The 21,970-nt window shown below is 71.0% G+C and carries 21 protein-coding genes; 3 read left to right on the forward strand and 18 right to left on the reverse strand.

The window, feature by feature from the left end; all coding sequences use genetic code 11:
* Positions 1-11 precede the first annotated feature (11 nt).
* On the forward strand, positions 12-737 hold the full coding sequence (locus tag HCC61_RS00255) for a hypothetical protein (RefSeq protein ID WP_169133174.1): 726 nt from the start codon (positions 12-14) through the stop codon (positions 735-737).
* 151 nt (positions 738-888) lie between these two features.
* On the opposite strand, the gene HCC61_RS00260 is transcribed toward HCC61_RS00255, so the two are convergent.
* From HCC61_RS00260 to HCC61_RS00275, 4 genes are all read right to left on the reverse strand, one after another.
* Positions 889-1,416: a DUF1203 domain-containing protein gene (locus HCC61_RS00260; protein WP_169133175.1), complete on the reverse strand. Its 528-nt coding sequence runs from the start codon at positions 1,414-1,416 to the stop codon at positions 889-891.
* 69 nt (positions 1,417-1,485) lie between these two features.
* The gene (locus tag HCC61_RS00265; RefSeq protein WP_169133176.1) at positions 1,486-1,632 is read right to left on the reverse strand and encodes a hypothetical protein; all 147 of its coding nucleotides are present in this window, start codon (positions 1,630-1,632) and stop codon (positions 1,486-1,488) included.
* Positions 1,633-1,923: 291 nt separating this feature from the next.
* A complete protein-coding gene (locus HCC61_RS00270; protein WP_169133177.1) occupies positions 1,924-2,658 on the reverse strand; it encodes a hypothetical protein in 735 nt (244 codons plus the stop codon).
* Positions 2,659-2,670: 12 nt separating this feature from the next.
* Positions 2,671-2,985: a hypothetical protein gene (locus HCC61_RS00275; protein WP_169133178.1), complete on the reverse strand. Its 315-nt coding sequence runs from the start codon at positions 2,983-2,985 to the stop codon at positions 2,671-2,673.
* An 88-nt stretch (positions 2,986-3,073) separates the two neighbouring features.
* Here HCC61_RS00275 and HCC61_RS00280 point away from each other — a divergent pair, with 88 nt between their 5' ends.
* Positions 3,074-3,340 carry a hypothetical protein gene (locus tag HCC61_RS00280; RefSeq protein ID WP_169133179.1) on the forward strand — a complete coding sequence of 89 codons (267 nt, stop codon included), beginning with the start codon at positions 3,074-3,076 and terminating at the stop codon, positions 3,338-3,340.
* Between the two features lie 19 nt (positions 3,341-3,359).
* Here the strand turns inward: HCC61_RS00280 and HCC61_RS00285 are convergent, their stop codons facing one another.
* From HCC61_RS00285 to HCC61_RS00325, 9 genes are all read right to left on the reverse strand, one after another.
* Positions 3,360-3,581, reverse strand: a complete 222-nt coding sequence (locus HCC61_RS00285) for a hypothetical protein (RefSeq protein WP_169133180.1) — start codon at positions 3,579-3,581, stop codon at positions 3,360-3,362.
* Positions 3,582-3,645: 64 nt separating this feature from the next.
* Positions 3,646-4,248, reverse strand: a complete 603-nt coding sequence (locus HCC61_RS00290; RefSeq protein WP_169133181.1) for a GNAT family protein — start codon at positions 4,246-4,248, stop codon at positions 3,646-3,648.
* A gap of 11 nt (positions 4,249-4,259) precedes the next feature.
* A complete protein-coding gene (locus HCC61_RS00295; RefSeq protein WP_169133182.1) occupies positions 4,260-4,817 on the reverse strand; it encodes an NUDIX domain-containing protein in 558 nt (185 codons plus the stop codon).
* Between the two features lie 20 nt (positions 4,818-4,837).
* A complete protein-coding gene (locus HCC61_RS00300; protein ID WP_169133183.1) occupies positions 4,838-5,530 on the reverse strand; it encodes an HAD family hydrolase in 693 nt (230 codons plus the stop codon).
* 263 nt (positions 5,531-5,793) lie between these two features.
* Positions 5,794-8,037 carry an AAA family ATPase gene (locus tag HCC61_RS00305; protein WP_169133778.1) on the reverse strand — a complete coding sequence of 748 codons (2,244 nt, stop codon included), beginning with the start codon at positions 8,035-8,037 and terminating at the stop codon, positions 5,794-5,796.
* 156 nt (positions 8,038-8,193) lie between these two features.
* Positions 8,194-10,344, reverse strand: a complete 2,151-nt coding sequence (locus tag HCC61_RS00310; protein ID WP_346776949.1) for a xanthine dehydrogenase family protein molybdopterin-binding subunit — start codon at positions 10,342-10,344, stop codon at positions 8,194-8,196.
* Positions 10,341-11,330, reverse strand: coding sequence for a xanthine dehydrogenase family protein subunit M (locus HCC61_RS00315; RefSeq protein ID WP_169133184.1), 990 nt, complete (start codon positions 11,328-11,330; stop codon positions 10,341-10,343). Before HCC61_RS00315 ends, HCC61_RS00310 begins: the two co-directional genes overlap by 4 nt.
* Entirely contained in the window at positions 11,327-11,833 is a 507-nt protein-coding gene (locus HCC61_RS00320; RefSeq protein ID WP_169133185.1) for a 2Fe-2S iron-sulfur cluster-binding protein, read from the reverse strand. The genes HCC61_RS00315 and HCC61_RS00320 overlap by 4 nt, the downstream gene beginning before the upstream one ends.
* Before the next feature lie 32 nt (positions 11,834-11,865).
* Complete coding sequence (locus HCC61_RS00325; RefSeq protein ID WP_206321916.1) at positions 11,866-13,134, reverse strand: hypothetical protein; 1,269 nt, start codon at positions 13,132-13,134, stop codon at positions 11,866-11,868.
* A 402-nt stretch (positions 13,135-13,536) separates the two neighbouring features.
* Between HCC61_RS00325 and HCC61_RS00330 the strand changes: the two genes are divergently transcribed.
* On the forward strand, positions 13,537-13,998 hold the full coding sequence (locus HCC61_RS00330) for a thioesterase family protein (protein WP_169133186.1): 462 nt from the start codon (positions 13,537-13,539) through the stop codon (positions 13,996-13,998).
* 80 nt (positions 13,999-14,078) lie between these two features.
* Here the strand turns inward: HCC61_RS00330 and HCC61_RS00335 are convergent, their stop codons facing one another.
* The 5 genes from HCC61_RS00335 to HCC61_RS00355 are packed head-to-tail and all read right to left on the reverse strand — an operon-like array spanning position 14,079 to position 21,844.
* Positions 14,079-18,536 carry a trypsin-like peptidase domain-containing protein gene (locus tag HCC61_RS00335; protein ID WP_169133187.1) on the reverse strand — a complete coding sequence of 1,486 codons (4,458 nt, stop codon included), beginning with the start codon at positions 18,534-18,536 and terminating at the stop codon, positions 14,079-14,081.
* Positions 18,523-18,861 carry a trypco2 family protein gene (locus HCC61_RS00340; RefSeq protein ID WP_169133188.1) on the reverse strand — a complete coding sequence of 113 codons (339 nt, stop codon included), beginning with the start codon at positions 18,859-18,861 and terminating at the stop codon, positions 18,523-18,525. The genes HCC61_RS00335 and HCC61_RS00340 overlap by 14 nt, the downstream gene beginning before the upstream one ends.
* A 9-nt stretch (positions 18,862-18,870) precedes the next feature.
* Positions 18,871-20,379: an FAD-dependent monooxygenase gene (locus HCC61_RS00345; protein WP_206321917.1), complete on the reverse strand. Its 1,509-nt coding sequence runs from the start codon at positions 20,377-20,379 to the stop codon at positions 18,871-18,873.
* Entirely contained in the window at positions 20,370-20,996 is a 627-nt protein-coding gene (locus tag HCC61_RS00350; RefSeq protein ID WP_206321918.1) for a maleylpyruvate isomerase family mycothiol-dependent enzyme, read from the reverse strand. The genes HCC61_RS00345 and HCC61_RS00350 overlap by 10 nt, the downstream gene beginning before the upstream one ends.
* Positions 20,993-21,844 (reverse strand): fumarylacetoacetate hydrolase family protein, encoded by an 852-nt coding sequence (locus tag HCC61_RS00355; RefSeq protein WP_169133189.1) that lies wholly within the window; start codon positions 21,842-21,844, stop codon positions 20,993-20,995. The genes HCC61_RS00350 and HCC61_RS00355 overlap by 4 nt, the downstream gene beginning before the upstream one ends.
* Between the last annotated feature and the right edge of the window lie 126 nt (positions 21,845-21,970).

Genomic DNA, 21,970 nt, shown 5'->3' on the forward strand with positions numbered 1-21,970 from the left:
TGCAGCGGCCCATGACTGATGGGGAGCAGGCCCTCGTTGAAGACGGACCTCAGATCACGTGGGAGGTCCCGGAGGAGTTCTGGTCCATCGGCCTCGAATACCTTGACGAAGAGCGCGAAGAGTATCTGCGACAGCTTGGTCAAGAAATCTTCCCCGGCGGTGGGGAAGAACGTCGCGCCCTGATGGGTTCCTGGTACAAGAAGATCGCTGAAGACGCGGAGAACGACGGCGCTGTCTTCGCCCACTTCTGCGTGCTGGCCACCGAAGACGACCGGGTGAGCAGCGCGTCACTGGTGGTTCGCAGTGAGCCTCTCGGCACTGCTGATGCCCAAGTTGCTGCGGACGGAATCCAGGAGATCGTCTCGCAGGACTCCAGCAAGGACGTGCATCAGGTCGCGTCGAACTGCGGTCCAGTCGTAACAGCCTTCTCGGGTGTGACTACGAGATTGCCTGTCGACGGAGCAGTTGCATCGAATGAGGAGTCAGGTCCCGCGGGCGGCACATTACTTGAGTTCGCAGTGGCTGAGGCTTATTGCCCCTTGCCAAGAGCCGGGCGCATATTGATCTTCAACCTCAGCACTCCGACCCCGCAGGAGTTCCCTTGGTATGTGTACAAACTCGGTGACATAGTCGACACCGTCAGCGTCGATGTCCCTCGACCTTCAGAATCAGGCGTGGCAGCTCCACCTGGCAGTTCATCGAGTGCAGCGCACAAAGTTCAGCGTGACTTCGGGTGATCTTCGAGTGACGGGTGACAAGCCCGCGGAGCAGTCTCCCGTGGGCGACCACCGCGGCTGCGAGCGTGCCGCCGATATCCAGGATCTTGATCACGATCTGGCTGATTGAGCTGTTCAAGCTGCTCCCACGGCTGCTATCGGCTCGCCGGGACTACGGCCTGCGTACCTCGAAGTGGAAGCATCCGTACTCCACGGCCCGCACGTGCACCAGCGCCACTTCCGGGTTGGCGAAGGCCTCCGCCAGGGCCCGCTTGAAGCCGCGAGCGGTGTCATGGGGGATCTCGAACAGGGCGCCCCCGACGATGTGGCCTGCCGCGTTGTAGCGGCGGAGGGTGCGCAGGGCGCCCGGGCGTGCGAAGGGGTAGCCCGCGTCGTCGCGCGGGCCCTCGCACTCCTCGGCGTGGATGAACACGGGGCCCGACTCGTCGTAGGCGCCGGGGTCGGCGCCGGTCGCCGCCGCCCAGCGGCGGAGCGGCGCGTACGAGACGAGCGCGACCCGCTCGCCGGGCTCGATGGCGCGCAGGCAGCAACGCAGGGGGCTGCCAACGCAGTTGAGCGGGATGCCGTCCTCCCGCGCGGTGTACGGACGCAGCGGACGGCCCGCGTCGTCCATGTGCCGGAGTTCCTTGAGCGCGGGCTCGGGGATGGGCTGAGGGATGTACGGGGTCTCTGGGGTCATGAGTTCAGCCTGGTCCGGGCGCGGCCGTCCCGCTGGCGGCAATCGGACCTCAGCGTCACGCCCGATGGGTCAAAGCTCCCAGCCGCGGCTACTGTGCTTCGGTGGCCGACCGGTCCCCTTCTGCTGTCCCTGTTCTTCGCTTTCGATCTCATCGCGTTGAGCATCGAGGAAGCGCTGAGCCTCGTCCTGCTGCGCCTTCTGCTCATCAGGACTCATGCTTTCCCATTCCTCCCTAGCAGCGCGCACTCGTTCACCGAGAGCTTCCGAGTAGGCAGGGACTCGAAGCGCTTCTCGCAGGCCTACACGACCGGACAGGACCTCTTTAGCCATTTCCTGGAGCGTGTCACCTGCCCCGCCACCAGCGAGCTGCTGCAACTGCTTTCGTAGGGCCCGGGCCTGAACTCGGTCACGGGCAGCGCTTACGAAGTCCTCGTCCCCTACTTCGGCGTTAGGGTTTGCTCGCTCACTTGAGCCGCTCATACGTAATCAGTCCTCGGTCCAGTTTGGTTAGACCACAGGGTTGTCATATGCGGATCCCGGAAGTGGGAAGTCATGTAGCTTGCCGGACAGCTCACCACCGACCGATTCAAGGACCCCCACAGCGCTGTTGACTATCAACTGAGTATTGTTGATTTGTTTGGTCGCATCACCCCACAAGTCGATGATTCGCAGAATCTCGTAGGCGGCAACACCGTAGCCGACCGCAGCGCCCCAACCGGTCCAAGATGTCAGTGTTCCGGCCGCGAAGGAGATGGCTGCTGTGGCGGCCGTGTCGCCGATCTGTCCAAGGATCGCGCCGACTGCTTCTGCTGTAGACCACACGCCATGCGAGACGACGTAGTACTGAGTCTTCAGTGTGCTGAGGTCTGACTCTAGTTCGTCACAACGATCGGCTAGGCGCTTGAAGTAGTTGAACGCGGCGTCGGCTGCATTGCCGTCCCAGGTGCCATCGAGCTCGCCATTTCCCGCATCGATGTTCCTGGCAATGTCTTTGGACAATTTCCCAAGGTTGCCCCACACTTCGCTGCACTTTGCGTAGGCCTCCCAATCCCCGGCAAAGTACTCCTTGGCCTTGTCCATAGGATTGAAGCCGGTGGATGCTTCCAGAACCTCCGTCACCCAGTAGGTAGGGCTGATGAGGTCGCTCGCCTTGTTCAGAAGCTCCAACGGGCTATGAAACTCGGCGGGTTCTTGGGGGGGCTTGAGATGGCTAGTCGGCTCTGCAACGTCTGTAAAGGCCATGATGCCACCACCTCAGCGCTTGGCGGGAGGCTGGAGACCATCCATCTTTGTGGCCTCCTGAGTGTCAGTTCTGCGGTAGTAGTCGGCAGATTTAGCAAGTTCGCGTGATGAACTCTCGAGGAGCGTGTGGAGTCGGTTCAGGACCTTCGCGACGTCGCTGTGCAGCGAATCGTGGAACTGAAACGGCCGCGTGAACAACCCCTGGTCCGGGGATGAGATCTTCCCGTGCTGGTCGAGATATTGCTTGGCTGCCATCGCATCCTGCCCGGCCCGGCTGATCATCCACCGGTACAACTCCAGGTCGTCAGCGCTTACCTTGAATCCCATTGGTCCCCCGTCCTCGGGCACGACTGACCGCTTCAGCCAACGGTCTAAGGTAGACCCTACCTACGCCCCCGACCGGAGGAACCAGCGCATGGACAACGAAGCCGATCCGAACCGATTTCTCTACATAACCGGGCTGATCGCCGGGAGCTTGTTCGCTCTCGGGTACTGGGCGATTCTGGTCGTCTCGTTGTTCACAGGTGACTTCACTGTCGGTGGTCTGCTCATCACCGTGCTGGTTTCGGGGGCCGCTTGGGCCGGCTTCCTCGGATGGCGTCGGCAGCAAGTTGCCTACTCGTGGACCGCGATCGTGCTGCTGCTCGCTGCGTTGGCGCTAAGTCGCTACGTAAGCGGCTGAGGTCACCTCCGGCCGTGACCTACTTGGTCAGGAGCTGGTATGCGAACGAGCAGGCGATGACGAGCCCGACGACTGTATAGACGATCAACTTCCTACGGCGGTCACGAGCTGCGCCCTCCGGGGTGTTCTTCTCCGAAGCGAGCACGCGACGCATCATGTCGCGTCGCTCCCGCGGCGTTGCGGACTGCCAACGGTCTTGCATCTCTTCGCGGCTGATGGGCTCCATCTGTGGTTCGTCCATGGCCTGCATGCTACGGGGTGGGTGAATTCCTGGTGCCTACCGGAGGCCGGCATGCTCAGGTGCTTTACCCATCGCTGGAACGGGGAGCGGTCGCTCCTTGGCGGACCTCGCGCCATTCCGGGGCGAGGATGGACCAGACCTCCAGGTCGAGGCGCTTGCCTCGGTAAGGGGAGATTTCGCGGAGCACGCCGTCCTTCGTCATGCCCAGGCGGCGGGCCACGGCGATGCTGGGGAAGTTCGCCGTGGAGACGACCCATTCGACGCGGTGGATGCCGCGCTGCTCCACCGCCCAGTCGATGATCACGCGCGCGGCCCTGGTCGCCAGGCCCTTGCCCGCCGCCGCGGGCTCCAGCCAGCAGCCCACCTCGGCGCAGCCCTTGGGGACGTCCATGATGCGGAAGAGGACTCCGCCGACGAGCGTGCCCGCGCCGTGGTGTTGGCCGGGTGTCCATATGCCGTAGATCCGGCCGGTGTCGGCGGCGGTCTTGTCGGCGTACGACTGGAGGTAGGCGCGGCTGGACTCCAAGTCCGCTACGGCGTCGGCCAGTCCGATGTGCTGTCCGACGAACTCCCGTCCGCGGTCCATGTGGTGGAGGAACTCCTCGGCCTGCCACGGTTCGAGCGGGCGCAGTTCGGCGCCGTCTTCGCCCAGGGGCACAGCGAACATGGTCCTGCCTTTCAGATCCGGCCGGTCTCCGCGGCGCGCGTATGTGCCCCTGCGGTACGTGCCGCACGTGCACGTACGTGATCGCCGAAGAGGCCCAGGGTCGCCGGGAGTTGGGAGTGGTGCGGGCTGGGCGGCTGGTCCGCGGCGAACCAGTTCAGGGCGTCGAACTTGTGCGGTTCGCCCACGGCCACCTCCGCGGGGTCGACCTCGACGGCGAAGACGACCGCCACCCAGTGCGATACGGGGCTGCCCCGCAGGATGTTGCGTACGCCGATGGGCTCGACGGACAGCGCGGTCGCCGAATACTCCTCGCGCACCTCGCGGGTGACGGCCTCCTCGAACGTCTCGCCGTGCTCCAGCGCACCCGCGCCCGTGTCCCAGGTGCCCGGCTCGTCCCGCGCACCCGCGCCGCGACGGGCCAGCAGGACGCGGCCCGCGGCGTCGTGGCAGACGAAGACGCAGGAGACGGTGGGCGCGGTGAGCGCACGGTCGCGGGGCAGCGCGGGCGGTGCGCCTGGCGGAGTGCCTGGGAGCGTGCCTGGCGGTGTGCCTGGTGGTGTGGCGTTCATTCCTCCCCTTCGGGCGGGGCTCAGAAGTGCCGCGTCAGTTCGTGGAAGGATTTCAGGTGCAGGACCTGGGCGTCGGAGTGGTCGAGCTCGCCGTGCTCCAGTACCCACGTGTGGGGGTTGGGGATGAAGACCGCGTTCATGCCCGCCTGGCGGGCGGGGAGGATGTCCGACTTCGGGGAGTTGCCGATCATCCAGCTCGTGGCCGGGGTGAGGCCGTGGGTCTCGATGAGGCCGCGGTACGTCGCGTCGTTCTTCTCCGGGACGATGCCGATCTCCCGGAAGTAGTGGGCCAGTTGGGACATCTCGATCTTGCGTTGCTGCTCGTCCGGGTCGCCCTTGGTGAGCAGCAGGAGGTCGTGGCGCTCGCCCAGCGCGGTGAGGGTCTCGGCGACTCCCGGGATCAGCTCCACCTGGTCGTCGACGAGCGCCGCGGCGAGCTCCTTGATCTCGGCGTGCTCGCGCGCCGTGGCCGGGCGGCTGCGCAGCCGCGTCACGCAGTCGGCGAGACTGCGCAGCAGCGACTGCGTGCCGTAGCCGTGGGCGACGGTGTTCGCCCGCTCGATGTCGTCGAGTACGGCGCGGAGTTCGCGCCTGTCGAGCGTGGGATGCGCCAGCCAGTCCAGGAAGTCCTCGATGACGCGCTCGAAGAGGACGTTGTTCTCCCACAACGTGTCGTCCGCGTCGAAGACGAGCACCTGCCGGCTGTGCCTCACCCGCGCCCCCTGCCCAGTACGTCGCTGTCCGGACGGTAATCCGGACACGGCCCTGCCTGCGAGGGGTTTTTCAGGCGAGGCGTGCCGCTGCCGTCGCGGCGTATCGGACGGACTCCGCCAGGCGGGCCGTGGCCGCACCCCGGCTGTGGCCGCACCCCGGCCCCGGCTCCGGGCCCGGCCACGCCCCTTGGCCGCGCCCCGGCCCCGGCCACGACAGACCCCGACCCCGGCCCCGGCCCGGCGCGCCGGCCGGACCCCGCCGCTCACCGCTCCGCCAACTCCCCCAGCCCCTTGGGCAGTTCACCGGTGTACAGCACGCCGAGGCCCTGTGTGGCGCGGGTCAGCGCGACGTACAGATCGCTCACCCCGTACTCGGCCGGTTCCACGACCAGCACCGTGTCGAACTCCAGCCCCTTCGCCTGCCGCGCGTCCAGCAGCACCACGTCCCGGGTGAGGTCGATCGCGGGCCCGTGACCCGTGTCCTGCGGCAGCTCCGCGAGGAGCGACGCGTGCAGCACCGCCGGCGCGACGACGGCCACCCGCCCGCCGTCCGCGTGCTCCCGTGCCGCGGCGGCCTCCCGCCCCACCGCGGCGGCGAGAGCGTCCTCGCCGGCCCGCAGCGCCCAGGGACGCACGCCGGTCGACCGCACCGAGTCGGGCGGGGCGAACGACGGGTCGTGCGCACGCATGAACCCGGCCGCCACGTCCATGATCTCGGCGGGCGTACGGTAGTTGACCTTCAGCCGTACGTGCGTCCAGCGGTCCCCGGCGTACGGCTCCAGGATCGCCTCCCAGGAGCCGAGCCCGGCCGTCTCCGCGGTCTGCGCCGGGTCTCCGACGAGCGTCATGGAGCGCGTGGGGACGCGCCGCATCAGCAACCGCCAGGCCATGGCGGACAGTTCCTGCGCCTCGTCGACGATGATGTGGCCGAACGCCCAGGTGCGGTCGGCCGCCGCACGCTCGGCCGCGCTGCGCAGGTCGGCCTCCTCGTGCCGTTCGGCCATGCGCTCGGCGTCGATGATGTCGTGCGCCGCGAGCACCTCCGACTCCTCGTCCTCGTACTCGTAGGTCTCCGAGCCGCGGGAGAGCTCCAACACCCCCTGCGCGTAGGCGATCTGCTCCTGCCGCTCGGCCGCGGCCGCGGCGCGGGCGGCGCTGTCGTCCTCGCCCAGCAGCTCGGCGGCCTCGTCGAGCAGCGGCACGTCGGCCGCGGTCCACGCCCGGTCCCGGGCGGCGCCGCCCTCGTGACGGATCAGCGCGGCCGACTCGTCGTCGAGGTGTACGGGTTCGGCGAGGAAGTCCGCGACGAACTCCTGCGGAGTCAGCTGCGGCCACAACTCGTCGATGGCGGCGTGCACTTCGGGGCTCCTCGCGATGTCCTTGCCCAGCTCGGCGATGTCGTCCGGCCCGAGCAGATTGGGCCCGCCGAACGGGTCGGCGCCGATGCGCTCCGTCAGCTGCGCGGTGAGCGCGTCGATGACGTGGAACGAGAAGACGGGCCTGGCCAGGTTGTGCGGCAGCCCGCTCTCGCGTGCACGCCAGCGCGCGTCCTCGGCCATGGCGCGCTCCAGCTGGAGCGTCCCGTACTGGTCGTGGTCGATGTCCGTGGCCCACTCGGGCACGGTCTGCCGGTCCCGCAGCGCCTTCGCCAGTACGTCCGCCATCCCGGCGCGGCCCTTGACCTCGGCGGCGGCCGGGCTGTCGGTGCCGGTGGCGCGTACGCCGGGGAACAGCTCGCCCACGGTGGCCGTCAGCACTCCGGTCTCGCCGAGGGAGGGCAGCACGTCGCCGATGTAGCCGAGGAAGGCCGGGTTCGGGCCGACGATCAACACGGCGCGGCGGGCGAGGAGTTCGCGGTGCTCGTAGAGCAGGTACGCCGCGCGGTGCAGCGCGACGGCGGTCTTCCCGGTGCCGGGGCCGCCCTCCACGACCATGACGCCGCGGTGCGGGGCGCGGATGATGCCGTCCTGTTCGGCCTGGATGGTGCGGACGATGTCGTGCATGCGGCCGGTGCGGGCGGCGTCCAGCGCGGCCAGCAGCACCTCGTCGGCGTCCGCGCCCTCGTGTCCGGTGCGGGTCGGGTCGCCGAGGTCCATCAGCTCGTCGTGGAGCGCGGTGACGGTGCGGCCCTCGGTGGTGATGTGCCGCCTGCGCCGCAGGCCCATCGGGGAGTGCCCGGTGGCCAGATAGAAGGGGCGTGCCACCTCGGCCCGCCAGTCGATCACCAGCGGCGTACGGGACTCGTCGTCCTGCCGGATCCCGATTCTCCCGATGTGGTACTTGCGGCCGTCCCGGAAGTCGAGGCGTCCGAAACAGAGTCCGTTCTCTCCCGCGTTGATCGCGCTCAGCAGCCCGGACTGCTCGGCCACCAGCACGTCCCGTTCCAGCCTGGCCTGGAAATTGTTCCCGGCCTGCACGAGCGCGCCGCGCACCGACTCCTCGGCCTGCTCCCTGAGTTGATCGAGCCGGTCGTAGAGGCCGGTGACGAATTGCTGTTCATTCCGCATTTCCTCGGTTGACAATTCCGCTCCCGACGCGATATGGTGCCCGTAGATGATTTCGTTTAATGCCATTTCTGGCGAAGGCATTAAGACTCGAATATACGCAGAATCAAGCCCCGGATGTCAATTCATCCGGGGCTTTTCTTTTTGTGCACCTGTCTTTTACGGAAGGCGTCGCGGCTCCTGCCGCAGAAGCTTCTCCAGCGTGATGGGGAGGTCGCGGATGCGCAGGCCCGTGGCGTGGTGGACGGCGTTGGCGATGGCGGCGGCCGTGCCCACGACGCAGACCTCGCCGAGTCCCTTGGTGCTGAGCGGATTGGTGTAGGGATCGGCCGAGTCGATCCAGTGCGCCTCGACGGATCCGACGTCGGCGTTGGCGGCGACGTGATAGCCCGCCAGGTCGTGGTTGACGACCTGGCCGAAGCGGTCGTCGACCACGCCAGCTTCGTGCAGCGTCATCGAGATGCCCTGGGTCATGCCGCCGATGAGCTGCGACCTGGCCGTCCTGGGGTTCACGATGCGGCCCGCGTCGAAGACGCCGACCAGCCGCGGGACGCGCACGGTCCCCGTCTCCTCGTGGACCCGCACCTCCGCGAACTGGGCCCCGAACGAGTACATCTCGTACTGCGAGGCGTAGGGGTTGGCAGGCGCGTCCACCGTGATGTCGAGCCCGTCGGCCGGGATCGTGCCGCCGTGCTCCTCCTCGACGAGGCGCCGCATCTCCCGCGTCGCCGCGACGACGGACGCGCCCCAGCTGCTGGTCCCGGAGGAGAATCCGGCGGCCGAGGCCGGCGGCTGGTCGGTGTCGCCGATCTGCATCGTCACCGCGCCGACGTCGACGCCGAGGCCGTCGGCGGCGATCTGGGCGAGGGACGTCCAGGTGCCGGTGCCCAGGTCGGCCGCCGCGATCGACACCGTGTAGCCGCCGTCGCGGGAAGCGCGGATCCGGGTGGAGTTGCCCGGCAGTTGGGGCGCCACGTGCTGCCCGGCCGCCACTCCGGTGCCGACGAGCCAGCCGTCCTCGCGACGGGACCTCGGTGTGGGGTCGCGCCGCTCCCAGCCGGTGAGCCGGGCGCCCTCGCGCAGGCACTCCACGACGTGCCGGCTGGAGAAGGGCAGGCCGGACTCGGGGTGCGCGTCGGGCTCGTTGAGGATCCTGAACTCCACGGGGTCCATGCCGAGTTCGATCGCCATCTCGTCCATCGCGGACTCCAGCGCGAACGTGCCCTGTGTCTCGCCGGGACCCCGCATGATCGTCGGCACGGAGACGTCGAGCGGCAGGAGCCGGTGGGTGGTGCGCCGGTTCGGCGCGGCCCACATCGTGCGCGACACGACGGCGATCTGCTCCGCGTACTTCTTGGTGCGGGCGGTCTGCTGCACCGAGTCGTGGGCGATCGCCGTGAGCCGTCCGTCCCGGCCGGCACCCAGCTGAACCCGGTGCCGGCAGGGCGCCCGGTAGCCGGTCATGAAGAACATCTGCCGGCGGGTGAGCGCGAGCTTGACCGTGCGGCCGGCGATCTTCGCGGCCATCGCGGTCAGTACGGCGTACGACTGCGGGAACGTCTTCGAGCCGAAAGCGCCGCCGACGTGCGGGGAGACGAGCCGGATGTGCTCCGGCGGCAGCCCGAGCGTCATGGCGATCCAGCGGCGCGCGTCGGTGACGCCCTGCGAACCGCAGTGGATGGTGACGGTGTCCTCCCCCGTCCACTGCGCGATCGCGGCGTGCGGCTCCATCGCGTTCTGGAACTCGTGCGGCAGCGTGTACGTCGCGTCCACGGCGACGGGGGCCTCGGCGAGCGCGGTCTCGACGTCGCCGAAGGCGCTGTCGGCATTGGGCATGCCGTTGTTGAGCTCTCCCTCGGCGGTGCCGAAGAGGCCGACGTGGGAGCCCGGCTTCTCCAGGGCGTCCTCGTCGTAGCGCATCTCCGTGTCGTGCGGCAGCTCCTCGTAGGTGACGCGCACGAGTCCCGCGGCGTGCTGGGCGACTTCGACGGTCTCGGCGACCACCGCGGCGACGACCTGGTTGCGCCACGACACCTCGGCGGACTGAAGGACCGCCAGCTCCGGGTCGTCGTCGGCGAGCCGGAGCGCGTTCGCGTGGGTGAGCACGGTGAGGACGCCCGGCTCGGCCAGAGCGGCCGAGTCGTCCACGGCGGTGACGCGGCCCCTCGCGACGGAGGAGAGCACCAGGGCCAGGTAGGCCGGGTCGTCCACCTCGTGCTCGTACGCGTACGTGGCCATGCCCCGTACCTTGAGCGGGCCGTCGAGACGGCTCAGGGGAGTGCCGACTGCGGGGGTGCGGGTGGTGGTCACAGCTGCTCCTCGGCCAGGTCGTTCAGCATGCCTACGACGACGTTGCGGGCCAGCGGCACCTTGAAGCGGTTGCCCGGCAGGGGGCGCGCGCCGGCGAGTTCGGCCTCGGCTGCCGCCAGGAAGGAGGCCGCGGTGGCGGGCCGTCCCAGGAGCGTCTCCTCGGCCGTACTCGCCCGCCACGGCTTGTGCGCGACGCCGCCGAGGCCGATGCGGACCTCGTGCACGGCGCCGTCCCGTACCTCCAGGGCCACGGCTGCGGAGACGAGGGCGAAGGCGTATGACGCACGGTCACGGATCTTGCGGTAGCGGCACCGGGACGCCGACGGCAGGTGCGGCAGGTCGATGGCGGTGATCAGCTCGCCGTGTCCGAGCAGGGTGTCGCGCTGCGGGGTGTCTCCGGGCAGGCGGTGGAAGTCGCCGAACGGCACGGCCCGCTCGCCGTCGGGTCCCTGCACCCGCACCACGGCGTCCAGCGCGGTGAGCGCCACCCCCATGTCCGAGGGGTGAGTGGCGACGCACTGCGGCGAGGCGCCGAGGATCGCGTGGTCCCTGTTGTGGCCTTCGGCGGCCGAACAGCCCGTTCCGGGCTCGCGCTTGTTGCAGGGCGTGGTGAGGTCCTGGAAGTAGACGCATCGGGTGCGCTGCATGAGGTTGCCCCCGCACGTCGCCATGTTGCGCAGCTGCCCGGAGGCTCCCGCGAGCACGGCCTGCGACAGCATCGGATACCGGCGCCGTACGCGCGGGTCGGCGGCGAGCCGGCTGTTGGAGACGGACGCCCCGATCCGCAGGCCGCCGCCGGGCAGGTCGTCGATCGTGGCCGGGGTGAGCCCTCGCACGTCCACGAGGACGTCGTGCCTGGCCACTTCGAGCTTCATGAGGTCGACGAGGTTGGTGCCGCCGCCCAGGTAGGCGGCGCCCGGTTCGCTCGACAGCACATCGACGGCCGCGGCCGTGTCGTCCGGTCTCTCGTAGCGGAAGGGGATCACTGCGCCACCTCCTTGATCGCGGGCCGGATGTTGGCGTAGGCGGCGCAGCGGCAGAGGTTGCCGCTCATGCGCTCGGCGATCTCCTCGTCGTCCAGCGTGACCTTGCCGGCGCCGGTGTCCCCGGTCACGGCGCTGGGCCAGCCGGCGTCGGCCTCGGCGAGCATGCCCACCGCGGAGACGATCTGGCCCGGGGTGCAGTAGCCGCACTGGAAGGCGTCGTGGTCGATGAACGCGCGCTGCAACGGGTGCAGTTCGTCGCCGTCGGCGAGGCCCGCCGCCGTCACGATCTCCGCGTCCTGGTGGGCTACGGCCAACGCGAGGCAGCTCAGCGCGCGCTCCCCGTCGAGCAGGACGGTGCAGGCGCCGCACTGCCCGTGGTCGCAGCCCTTCTTGGGACTGTTGTTGTGCAGCCGTTCGCGCAGGGCGTCCAGCAGGGTGGTGCGGGTGTCCACGGTGAGCCGGTGCTCGTCCCCGTCCACCCGGAGCCTGATCTCCATGTCCATCAGGTCGTTCCTCTCAGAAGTCGGATCACGAATCAGAGGGCGGGTCGGGTGCCGCCGCCCGGGCGCGCTCCCGCACCGGATTCCACGGCCACCGGCCATCGCTTCCAGACGGCCACGTGCAGGATGACTCCCACGGCCACGGCGTTGAGGGCGCTGAAGGCGACCCAGTCCTCCGGGTGGGCGCGCCCCCAGTCCAACGTCGCCGCGTAGGAGCGCAGAGACCAATACATCAGCCCCGCCACGGCGATCGAGGTGATCACCACGCCGGTGCGGCCGGGCACCATGCTCAGCCGGGTCCACGGCCAGCGGTCGAAGAGCATCGCCACGAGCAGGACGGCCGCGACGCCGCAGCCGCAGGCCGCGGTCACCTGCGGGTCGGGCATGTCCAGCGCGTGCCGCATCAGCAGGTAGCAGGCCCAGGCGCAGGCGATCACCGCCGCGTTGGCAACCGGAAGGCGTACGGCTCTGCGGCGTACGGCGGTGAAGGGCCATCCGCGCAGCACCACGTAGAACACCAGCTGCCAGGCGCCCAGCGCGGTGAGCCACGCCCCGTAGGCGACGGATGCGACGGGGCCGCCCGGATCGCGGAGGCCGTCCTTCGGTGGGGTCTCGAGGTGCACCAGCAGCAGGTAGGCGCCCGCCCCCGCGACGCACGCCACGACGAACGCCGCGAACCCCGAGGCGAGGCGGCCGAGTCGGCGGAACGGCCACCCCTCGCACACCAGGGTCAGCTGGAGCAGCACGGTGAAGACGCCCGCTGCGACGTTCATGGTGTGGGGGAAGGTCTCCACATGGTCGGCGCCCGGTTCCGGGTCGAAGAGGCTGCGGGTGTCGACTCCCGCGACGACGGCCTGGCCGACGAGGGTGAGGCCCACCCCGGCGGCGATGACGATCAAGGTGTCCGTCAGGCCCGACCAGCCCGCCCGCAGCGTGCTGCCCGGCCAGTCCTCCCACCAGAAGGCGATGGTGGCCATGGCCGGAAGGGCGAAGGTGGAGAGGGGAGCGAGGACTTCGAGCGACGCCTCGGGCCCGCCCGTGCCGAAGGACAGGACGAAGAACACCGGCACGAGGAACGTCAGCCCCGCGAGACCCGCCAGGGGCTGGCCGCGGCCGAGGACGGGGGAGGGGGCGAGCGTCCTCTGGGCCTGGGACCGGTCCGATTCGTGCAGGGCGGGACGGTCCGGCAGCGGGGGAGTCCCGACGTATCCCCGTACCCGGTCGCCGCCGCCGGCAGCGGCCGGACGGGAGGCGTCGCTCCGCGCGGTCGCTCCTGCCGGCACCCGGGCGCGGGACCGTCTCATCTCTCGCTCCGATCCCGCGGCGGCAGCGGCGGTCCGTGCTCCGGGACACCGCGTCCCGTGTCACTGGAGAAGGCCGTCCGGGAGCGGCGGCGGAGGAGGCCGGGCCGCGTCGCCGGCGACGGATGCGCCCGACTTTACGGGCCGTCACCCGCCCCCTCGCCCAAGGCGCGTTGCGAGTCGCGGCCACCGTGCGGGGCCACCGTGCGGGGCCACCGTGCGGGGCCCGGGGCGGGCGGCCTCGCCTGCACGGTTAACGTCGGCTAACGTGCCGTGCGTTCCGTTCCGGGTGCGGGTGCGGGTGCGGGTGCGGAACGTGGACGTGGACGTGCCCGCGTACGGGTGTCCGGACGTACGGGCGCGGCGGAGTACGGCGCACCGGGAGCGAGCGAGGGAGACGAGGCCATGGCCGCCGACGAGGGCGCCGATGCCGCAGCCGGGTGGGCGGAGACGTACCGCGGGACGGTCTACCCGTGGCACTGCGACCAGATGGGGCACATGAACGTCATGTGGTACGTCGGGAAGTTCGACGAGGCCACCTGGCAGCTCTTCGCGAGCTTCGGCGTCACCCCCGGGTATCTGCGCGACAGCGGCCGCGGCATGGTCGCCGTCGACCAACGCATCAGCTATCAGCGGGAGTTGCTGGCCGGGGACGTGGTCGTGGTGCGTTCGGCGCTGCTGGAGGTGCGGGAGAAGGTGATCCGCTTCTGCCACCGGATGGAGAACGTCGTCACGGGCGAGACCGCGGCCGTCACCGTGCTGACGGGCGTCCACTTCGACACTGCGGCGCGTCGTTCGTGCCCGATGGACGAGGAGCGGCTGACGCGTGCGCGCGGGCTGGTGAGCGACTACGACCCGGGGATCTGACCACGCGTCCCGACCACGCGTCCCGGCCGTGCGGGCAGTCCCGATCCGGCCCCGGATCCGGCCCCGGATCCGGCGTCGGTTCAGGTCCCGCGTTCCCCCGGGACCGTGCTACGGGCGTCCTCCGGCAGCCCCTCCAGCAGCGCCGCCAGATCACGGGCGGGAGCCGCGTCGGGGTGGTCCGTCGTGCGGAGCCAGTCGGCGGCCAGGCGTGCGCACTCCTCCTGCTGCGCTCGCGTCAGGAGACCGGGCCGTTCAAGAAGCGCCGACAGCACGGCGCCGGCGTATGCGTGCGACGGGTGGGCGGCGAGCCAGGCGAAAGCCGCCTGTACCGGCTCGGAGGCCGAAGTCTCCCCCGGAGCACGGTCGTTCGCAGGCGCGGGAGTCTCCCGGCGGCGGAGCAGCAGCCCGAGGATCACGCCCGCGAAGGTGGTGTCGCCGCGCTTGCCGAGCCACTCCAGGGCGCGGTCGGTGACCCTGCGGGCCTGCGCGGCGTCCAGATCCGTGCGGCTCAGCAGGGGCTTGAGCAGCGTGGAGCCGCGTGAGTGCATGTGCCGCTCGATGCCCAGCCACTCGTCCGCCAGGTCCACGAGCGGGGCGAGTTGCCGCTCCCCGATGTCCTGGCGGCGCAGGGCGACCCCCAGCCGTTCGACGGCGCCGTTGCTGACGCCCGGCGCTTGCCTGCTCTGCTCGGCCACGTGCTCGGCGATGCGCGAGCCCTGCTCGACGGGCAGCGGCCCCTGTCTGCACAGGGCGCGGAGCATGTCGTGCGACAGGGCGAAGTGGCCGTCGTCGGCCCACTCCAGCACCCGCCCGACGACTCGGGCGCGCAGCGTCCCCTCGGGCAGGGGGACGTGGAGCAGCGGCGCGGCGACATGTTCCGCGTTGCTCGACGAGTGGTGGATCTCCAGCCATTCGAGGGCACGTTCGGCCGCTTCGGCGGTGGACGCCTCGTCGAGACCGGGGCACTTCAGCAGGGGTTCCAGCACGTGCGACGCCTCGCGGAGCGTGCCGCCGCCGGCCGGGCCGAGCCAGGCGAGGGCCTGCGGCACGGCCCGCACCCCTGCCCTCGCCGGGTGCAGCAGCGGGGCCAGCACGAAGCGTGCCGTCCGGGAAGTGCCGTGCTCCGCCAGCCATTCGAAGGCGATGCCGACCGGGCCGTCGGCCTCCGGGGCGCCGGGCACGCCCTCGAAGTCCCGCAGCAGGAGCAGCGGTTCGAGGACGTACGACACGTTCTCCGATCGGGGGTGCGTCTCCAGCCAGCGGAGGGCGAGTTCGCCCGCGTCCTTCGTGTGCGGGCCCAGCGCCGGATGCCTCAGCAACGGCTTCAGTACGAAACTCGCCTCCTCGGAGCCGAGGTTGGACTCGGCTCCGAGCCAGCGGACCGCGGCCGAGCAGAAGTCGTCGCCGTGGGGGAGGCCGCGGCGCATGAGCAGCGGTGCGAGCGCCGACTTGGCGCTGTCCGCCGTGCCGTGGGCGCCGGTGCGCAGCCACGACAGCGCGTACTGTGCGATCCGCTCGGGTGCCCCTGCCGGGAGGCGGGGCTGCTCCAGTACGCCGCGGAGCACGAAGTGCGCCTCCTGCCACGGGTGATGGTCCTCCAGCCAGCGCAGTGCGAGGCCGGCGATGTGCTCCGGGTCCTGCCCGTGATCGGGGCGCAGGAGTAGGGGGGCCAGCACATAGGTGGCGTCCGGGCCGTCGCCGCGCGTGCCGAGCCAGTCCATGGCGATGCGGGCCGCGTCCTCGGCGCGCTGCCGGTCGAGTTCGGGGTGTTTGAGCAGGTGCCGCAGCACGAAGGTGGCGAGCGGCGAAGTCCGGCGCCCGGCGAGCCAGTTGAGGGAACGGTCGAAGACCCGCCGCAACCGCCCCTCCTCCAGTCCGGTCTGCTGGAGCAGCGGCGCGAGCACGAACGAGGCCGCGTCCGAATCGGGATGGCGCCTCAGCCAGCTGAACGCGAGCGTCAACGCCGCCTCATACGGGCCGGGTTCCAGAGGGACGAGCCGCGACGGGCGCAGCAGCGCGTCGAGCACATGCGCCGACGCGGGCACCGCGAGGTGCGAGTCGGCCACGGACAGGCCCTTCGTGACGGCCTGTTGAGCGATGTCCGCCGGCAGGTCGTCGCGGCCGAGCAGTGACTCGGTGAGGGCGAGGGGGCGGCTGCCCCGGACGGTGCCGTGCTCGCCGAGCCAGCCGGCCGCCAGCCGAGCGGCTGCGGAACGGTGCGCTTCGCAGAGACCCGTCGCCCGCAGCAGCGCTTCGAGCACCGCCCGGGCCTCGTACCGCATGCCCGGGTTCGCCTCGACCCAGGCGAGGGCCGTGGCGGACAGGCGCTCGGGGACCGCGTCGGAGGTGTCGCGCACGGCGGCGGCTAGGAACGAGTGCGTGAGATGCGGCGCCTCGTCCGCGGCCCTGGCCAGCCAGGGTTCCACGAGCGTGTCCCACGCCTCGACGGCGCCCGACTGCCATGGCGCGCCCGCCAGCAGAGCCAGCAGCGTACGGGCGCTCTCCGACGGGTCCGCCTCGGCGGCCAGGCGCTCCGCGAGTCCGGTCGCTCCCTTCCTCGTGAGCCAGTTGTCGCAGACGCGCCGGACGTCTTCCCGCTTGCCCGGATCGAGGTCCGTGCTCCACCGCCGTATGTGGTCGGCGGCGAGGCCGAAGGTGCGCACGGAGACGAGCAGGGCGGAGAACATCCTGGCGGCCGTGTTGCCTTCGAGCCGGGTCTTGTTCGGCAGCAGCGCCTGCTGAAGCAGCTCGTCGGCCACGAAGTCGTGCATGACGTCGAGTTCGCGGTCCGGGCCGACCAGCCAGCTCAGGTCCTTCAGATGCCCGACGACGCCGACCTCGCCGTCCTCGAAGCCCCGGTCGTCGTGGTGCTCCAGGAAGGCGGCGACGGCGTCCTCCACGGCGTCCCGTCCCTGCGGGCAGGCGGTGGCGGCGACGGCGGAGGCCAGCAGCCGCGTGCGGCCGTCGGAGAAGTCCTCGCGGGTGCGCTGCCGCAGCCAGTACGACAGATCACGGTCGTTGCGCAGCCCCGCGAGGCGCAGCACGTCCCGCTCGCCGTCGAGGAACCGGTACTCGATCGCTCTCGCGATCAGCAGGGCGAGCACGGGACGGGGCCCGCACACCGCGGCGACCTCGGCTGCGCCGAGCGCCTTGACGGCCGCCGGCGCGGCGTTCTCGACGATGCCGCGGGTCACCGCCTCCTGATGGGACTCCTCCTGGCAGACCTCGATCCGCTCGAAGAGCCGCAGCTGTTCGCGGTCCTCGGCGTACTGCACCGCGCCCGGGCGGAGGGAGGCGATGCACGCCAACCGGGCGCGGCGGGTGCGCCGTTCCTCGACCATGTCGGTGAAGCCGGCGTCGAGCGGGGTGTAGCGGTCGAGGTAGTCCAGGACGAGCAGGACGTCACGGCCGGCCGAATGGAACGCGCCGACGGCGTCGGCCAGTTCCTCGGCCGGAACGGCGGCGTCCCGCCCGAGGTGCAGCACGGTCCAGCCGTCCTCGGCCGCCTTCTCCGCCACCTCGAAGCAGGTGCGCGTCTTGCCGCTGCCCGCCGCGCCCACCAGCACCACTCCGAGGTCCCCGGGCCTCGAACCCGCAGCGGACAGTGCGGCCAGGTCGTCCAGGAGATTGTCCGGGTCGGCGCGGTGGTCCGTCCCCGGGCTGACGAACGGAACCTGCTCGCTGGTCAGGTACTTGCGCTGGTTGGTGCCCCTGGCCAGCTCCTGCGAGTGGGTGTGGACGCCCTCGGGGAGCTGCGGGGCGCCCTCGGCGTCGTCGCCGGTCACCACGGCCGGCAGGGCGGCGGGGTCCAGGCTGCCGCAGCCCAGCAGCGTCTCCAGGCGCCGGAGCCGGTCACGGGGGACGAGTTCGTGCCAGCTGTCGACGCGGCTGGCCGTGAGGCGGCCTCCCTCGGCGGCGTGGTGCCGGGTGACCACGCCGACGACACGGCCCGCGCTGAAGACCACGGCACCGGACATGCCGGCCCAGGGCTCGTACCGGCCGCCCCGCTCGCCCGGCTCGCGCGGGTCCGCGTACGGGTCGGGCGGCTCGCTCACCCTCAACTCCAGTGTGCGGTCACGCCAGTTGGCGTGCGGTGCGCACCTGGCCTGCATGTGGTCGACGTTGCGGTACCGTCCCCCGCCCGCCTCGTCGCGGCGCAGCTTGAACAGGGGGAAGCCCTTCGCGTCGCAGTCCAGTCGCTCCGTACGGTCGCCGATGCGGGCGAAGGACTCGGGGCGGACCTCCTGCCTGCACGAGTCGTCGAGGGTGAGTACGGCGACGTCGATGCCCTCGTGGCGCCAGGCCGTCGCCGCTTCGAACTCCCGCTGCTGCGGCCCGCCGGCGTTGAACCGCACGCGCAATTCCGAGGCGTCCTCGACGACGTGCGAGCACGTCAACACCAGGCCGGGCGCGATCAGATACCCGGAGCCACGGCCGCCGGGGGCGTCCCGCCTGCCGGCGATGATCTCGGCGACCCGGCCGTTGGGCAGCGCCGTCCATGCGGTGGCGCCGGCGCTCTCCGCGTCAGAGCTCGCCATGGAGCTCGTCGCCGCCGATCAGCGGCGAGCGGGTCGTGCCGTCCGGTCCTACGTCCCTGGGGTGCAGGGTGAGCGTGATCCGCTGGGTCTGCGAGCCGGTGAACCTGGCGTCGCCGCCCGCCTCGACGACCCAGAAGCGCACCTTGCCGTTCGCCGTCCGGTCGCGGCCCGCGGCGACGGTCACCTCGACCTCCACCGGGCCCAGTTCGAACTGGAGCCGCTCGCCCGCCTCAGCGCCCTCCGCCGCCGCGGCCTTCAACTCCGTACGCAACTGCCGTACCAGCTCGGACAGTTCGATCCGCCGTTGCTCCCCGTTCAACGCCATGCGCGGATTCTATTGGGCCCCGTACAGCCAGTCGATGTGGCGGAAGTCGGCCGGATCCCGGTCGCGGAAGAGGGTGTTGCGGAGGGTGCGGGCGAAGCCGTCGACGTGCCAGGTCTCGCCCCACGCCCGGGCCGCGGACTGCACTTCGGCGGTACGGACCGTACGGGCGGCCTCGTACGAGCGCAGCGCGCGCGGCCAGTCGCAGCCGCCCCCGGGCGCACGGTGCCGGACGGTCTCCGCGGCCAGGCACGCCGCGTCCTCCAGCGCCTGGCACGCACCCTGGGCGAGGTACTGGAGCATGGGGTGCGCCGCGTCGCCGGTGAGGGCGAGGCGGCCCGCGGTCCACTCCGGGATGGGCTCACGGTCGTACATGGGCCAACGCCGGTCGCGCCACAGGGACTTCACGCCGCGCTGCGCCCCCTCGCAGGCACCGGCGAACACCGCGTCGAGTTCGTCGGGGCCGCCCCATTCGCTCTCGCCGCGGCGGAAGGCGGGCGAGGCGAAGACGGCGACGGTGTTGAAGATCTCCCCGGCGCGCAGCGGGTACTGCACGAGGTGGCAGCCGGGACCGATGTGGACGACGACGTCGCGGAGCGCGTCCTCGCCGAGCCGGTCGGCGACCTCGGCGACGGGGAACGCCCCGCGGTAGGCGGCATAGCCGGAGGGCACCGGCTCGTCGTCGCTGATGCGGGAGCGCAGACGGGAGCGCAACCCGTCGGCGGCCAGGGCCACTTGGGCACGGTGGAGGGTGCGGGCACCGGCCGCGTGCACGACTGCACGGTCGCCTTCGGTACGCACGCTCCGCACGTCGTGATCGGGTACGAGGTCGACGCCGGCCCGTTCGCAGGCCGTGACGAGGACCTGGAGCAGGTCGCTGCGGTGGATCAGCACATACGGCGCTCCGTAGCGGGCCTCGAAGCGGTCGTCGAGGTCGAGACGGGTCAGCTCGGTGCCGTCGAGCATGTCGCGGAAGACCAGCCGGCGCGGCAGCACGCCGAGTCCGACGACCTCGTCCAGCAGACCCCAACGGCGCAGCACACGGGTCGCGTTGGGGGCGAGTTGCAGTCCGGCGCCGATCTCGGTGAAGTCGGGCGCACGCTCCAGCACCCGTACGCGGAGGCCGTCCCCGGCGGTGGCGAGGGCGTAGGCGCCGGCCAGGCCGGCGATGCCGCCGCCGGCGACGACGACGTCCACGTCCTCGGCGCCTTCGGCGTTCACGTTCACGTCCACGTGCTCGGCGTCCACATCCAGGTTCACGTCCTCGGCGCCTTCGGCGTTCACGGCGCCGATGTCCTGCGCGTTCACGTTCACGTCCAGGTCCTCCGCGTTCACGTCGGCTTCGTCCCTGTCCCCGGCGTCCATCTCACGTGCGTCCGCCGTGTGTTCCGCGTCCGTCATGTGCCGTACCTCTTCCGCCTGCCCCGCCCTCTCGCCGCTCTCGTCCCGCCCTCTTCGCCCGGTGCCGCGGCCGGTCCTGCGCCCGTCCCCGGCTCCGGCGACGGCCGCCGCTACAGCCACGGCCCCAGGCGAGGCGCCTTCGCCGCACGGCCCGTGAGCCAGGCCGCCAGCGCCGCGGCCTCGCTGCCGGCGGTGCTGTGCTTGCGTGCCGCGTCCGCCACGAGAGCGGTGTTGAGGTCTTCCGGGAGGTCCGCGAAGCCCGTGCCCACGTCCAAGTCGACGGTGTGCACGGCCACTTCACGTGTGCGCATCCACAGCACCTCGCGGGCCGGCACGGTGCGGCCCTGAGCGGTGACGACCTCGTTGTCCCACGCCTCGTCCGGCAACCCGTCGACGCCGCCGGCCAGTTCGCGTGCGGAGGCGTGCACCAGCTCCCGCAGCCGGGACGGGGAGCGGGCCGCGCCCTCCTCGATCTCGGCGCCGCGCTGACCGGCACTCCCGTACATCGGGGTGCGCTCGCCCGTACGGGCCCAGTGCAGCAGCCGCAGCAGCGCCTCCGCGTTGAAGTGGACGTGCGCGACGAGATGGGCGCGGCTCCAGCCGGGAAGGGCCGTCGCCGCCGCGAACTCCGCGTCGGGCAGGGCGTCGACGGCGGCGAGGAAGCGCGCCGTGCCGTCGTCCATCCAGCGCCGCACGGCGTCCGGCGGTGTCTGCGGCGGCGTGCGGAGCCCGCTCAACTCGCGGCCCTCCGTGCCGTGTTGTCCAGCCGCCCGATGCCGCTGATCTCCGTGACCAGGCGCGAGCCGTCGGTGAGATACCGCGGGGGTTTACGTGCGTGCCCCACGCCGCCCGGCGTTCCGGTGGCGATGATGTCGCCGGGGCGCAGGGTGACGACCGTGGAGATGTAGCGCACCAACTCCACCGGGCCGAAGACCAGATCGGACGTGTCGGCCTTCTGCATCGGCTCGTCGTCGACGGAGCAGGTCATGGTGAGGGCGGGCGCGGTACCGCCCGGGAGTTCGTCGGGCGTCACCAGGTACGGGCCCACCGGCGTCGTGCTGTCGAAGGTCTTGCCCTGGAGCCACTGCTTGGTGCGGTACTGCCAGTCGCGCATGGTGACGTCGTTGAGCACCGTGAACCCGGCTATCGCCCGCCGGGCTCGGGCGTCGTCCGCGCGGCGCACCGTCCGGCCGACGACCAGCGCCAACTCCGCCTCCCAGTCGGTCTGTTCCGACTCCTCCGCCAGCTCCACAGGATCGCGCGGGCCGATGAGGGCGTCCGCGTACTTGGCGAACAGCGTGGGGTGGTCGGGCAGTTCGCGTCCCATCTCCAGGATGTGATTGCGGTAGTTGAGCCCGACGCAGATCACCTTGCCGGGACGCGGCACCACGGGTGCCAGGTCGGCCTCGTGTACGGGGCGCGCCGTGCCGGAGGCGGGTGCGGCGGTCGCCGCGGTGTCCAGCCAGCCTTCCTCGGCGAGGAGTTCGCCGACGTCGGCGAAGCCGAGGCCCGTGCAGTTGCCGTCGTCGTCGACGCGTACGGCTTCGGTGCGGCGGTCCGCTGTGCGGAGAGTGGCGAGCTTCAAGGGTGGTTCCTTTTCCTGCCGGGTGTGCGTGCGTTCTGGGTGTCCGTGCGTTCGTTCGCTCGTGGTCGTCCGCGTCCCGGGTGCGGGTGCGGGTGCGGGTGCGGGTGCCGGTGTCCGTACTCGTAC

Source organism: Streptomyces sp. HNM0575 (genome assembly GCF_012726265.1).
Lineage (GTDB): Bacteria > Actinomycetota > Actinomycetes > Streptomycetales > Streptomycetaceae > Streptomyces.

Excerpts from the sequence above, each read along its gene's own strand:
- HCC61_RS00330 (WP_169133186.1), top strand. The coding sequence starts at position 13,537 with ATGGCCGCCGACGAGGGCGCCGATGCCGCAGCCGGGTGGGCGGAGACG.
- HCC61_RS00255 (WP_169133174.1), top strand. The coding sequence starts at position 12 with ATGACTGATGGGGAGCAGGCCCTCGTTGAAGACGGACCTCAGATCACG.
- HCC61_RS00270 (WP_169133177.1), bottom strand. The coding sequence starts at position 2,658 with ATGGCCTTTACAGACGTTGCAGAGCCGACTAGCCATCTCAAGCCCCCC.
- HCC61_RS00305 (WP_169133778.1), bottom strand. The coding sequence starts at position 8,037 with ATGCGGAATGAACAGCAATTCGTCACCGGCCTCTACGACCGGCTCGAT.
- HCC61_RS00295 (WP_169133182.1), bottom strand. The coding sequence starts at position 4,817 with ATGAACGCCACACCACCAGGCACACCGCCAGGCACGCTCCCAGGCACT.
- HCC61_RS00290 (WP_169133181.1), bottom strand. The coding sequence starts at position 4,248 with ATGTTCGCTGTGCCCCTGGGCGAAGACGGCGCCGAACTGCGCCCGCTC.
- HCC61_RS00275 (WP_169133178.1), bottom strand. The coding sequence starts at position 2,985 with ATGGGATTCAAGGTAAGCGCTGACGACCTGGAGTTGTACCGGTGGATG.
- HCC61_RS00260 (WP_169133175.1), bottom strand. The coding sequence starts at position 1,416 with ATGACCCCAGAGACCCCGTACATCCCTCAGCCCATCCCCGAGCCCGCG.
- HCC61_RS00335 (WP_169133187.1), bottom strand. The coding sequence starts at position 18,536 with ATGGCGAGCTCTGACGCGGAGAGCGCCGGCGCCACCGCATGGACGGCG.
- HCC61_RS00320 (WP_169133185.1), bottom strand. The coding sequence starts at position 11,833 with ATGGACATGGAGATCAGGCTCCGGGTGGACGGGGACGAGCACCGGCTC.
- HCC61_RS00265 (WP_169133176.1), bottom strand. The coding sequence starts at position 1,632 with ATGAGTCCTGATGAGCAGAAGGCGCAGCAGGACGAGGCTCAGCGCTTC.
- HCC61_RS00285 (WP_169133180.1), bottom strand. The coding sequence starts at position 3,581 with ATGGACGAACCACAGATGGAGCCCATCAGCCGCGAAGAGATGCAAGAC.
- HCC61_RS00280 (WP_169133179.1), top strand. The coding sequence starts at position 3,074 with ATGGACAACGAAGCCGATCCGAACCGATTTCTCTACATAACCGGGCTG.
- HCC61_RS00325 (WP_206321916.1), bottom strand. The coding sequence starts at position 13,134 with ATGAGACGGTCCCGCGCCCGGGTGCCGGCAGGAGCGACCGCGCGGAGC.
- HCC61_RS00340 (WP_169133188.1), bottom strand. The coding sequence starts at position 18,861 with ATGGCGTTGAACGGGGAGCAACGGCGGATCGAACTGTCCGAGCTGGTA.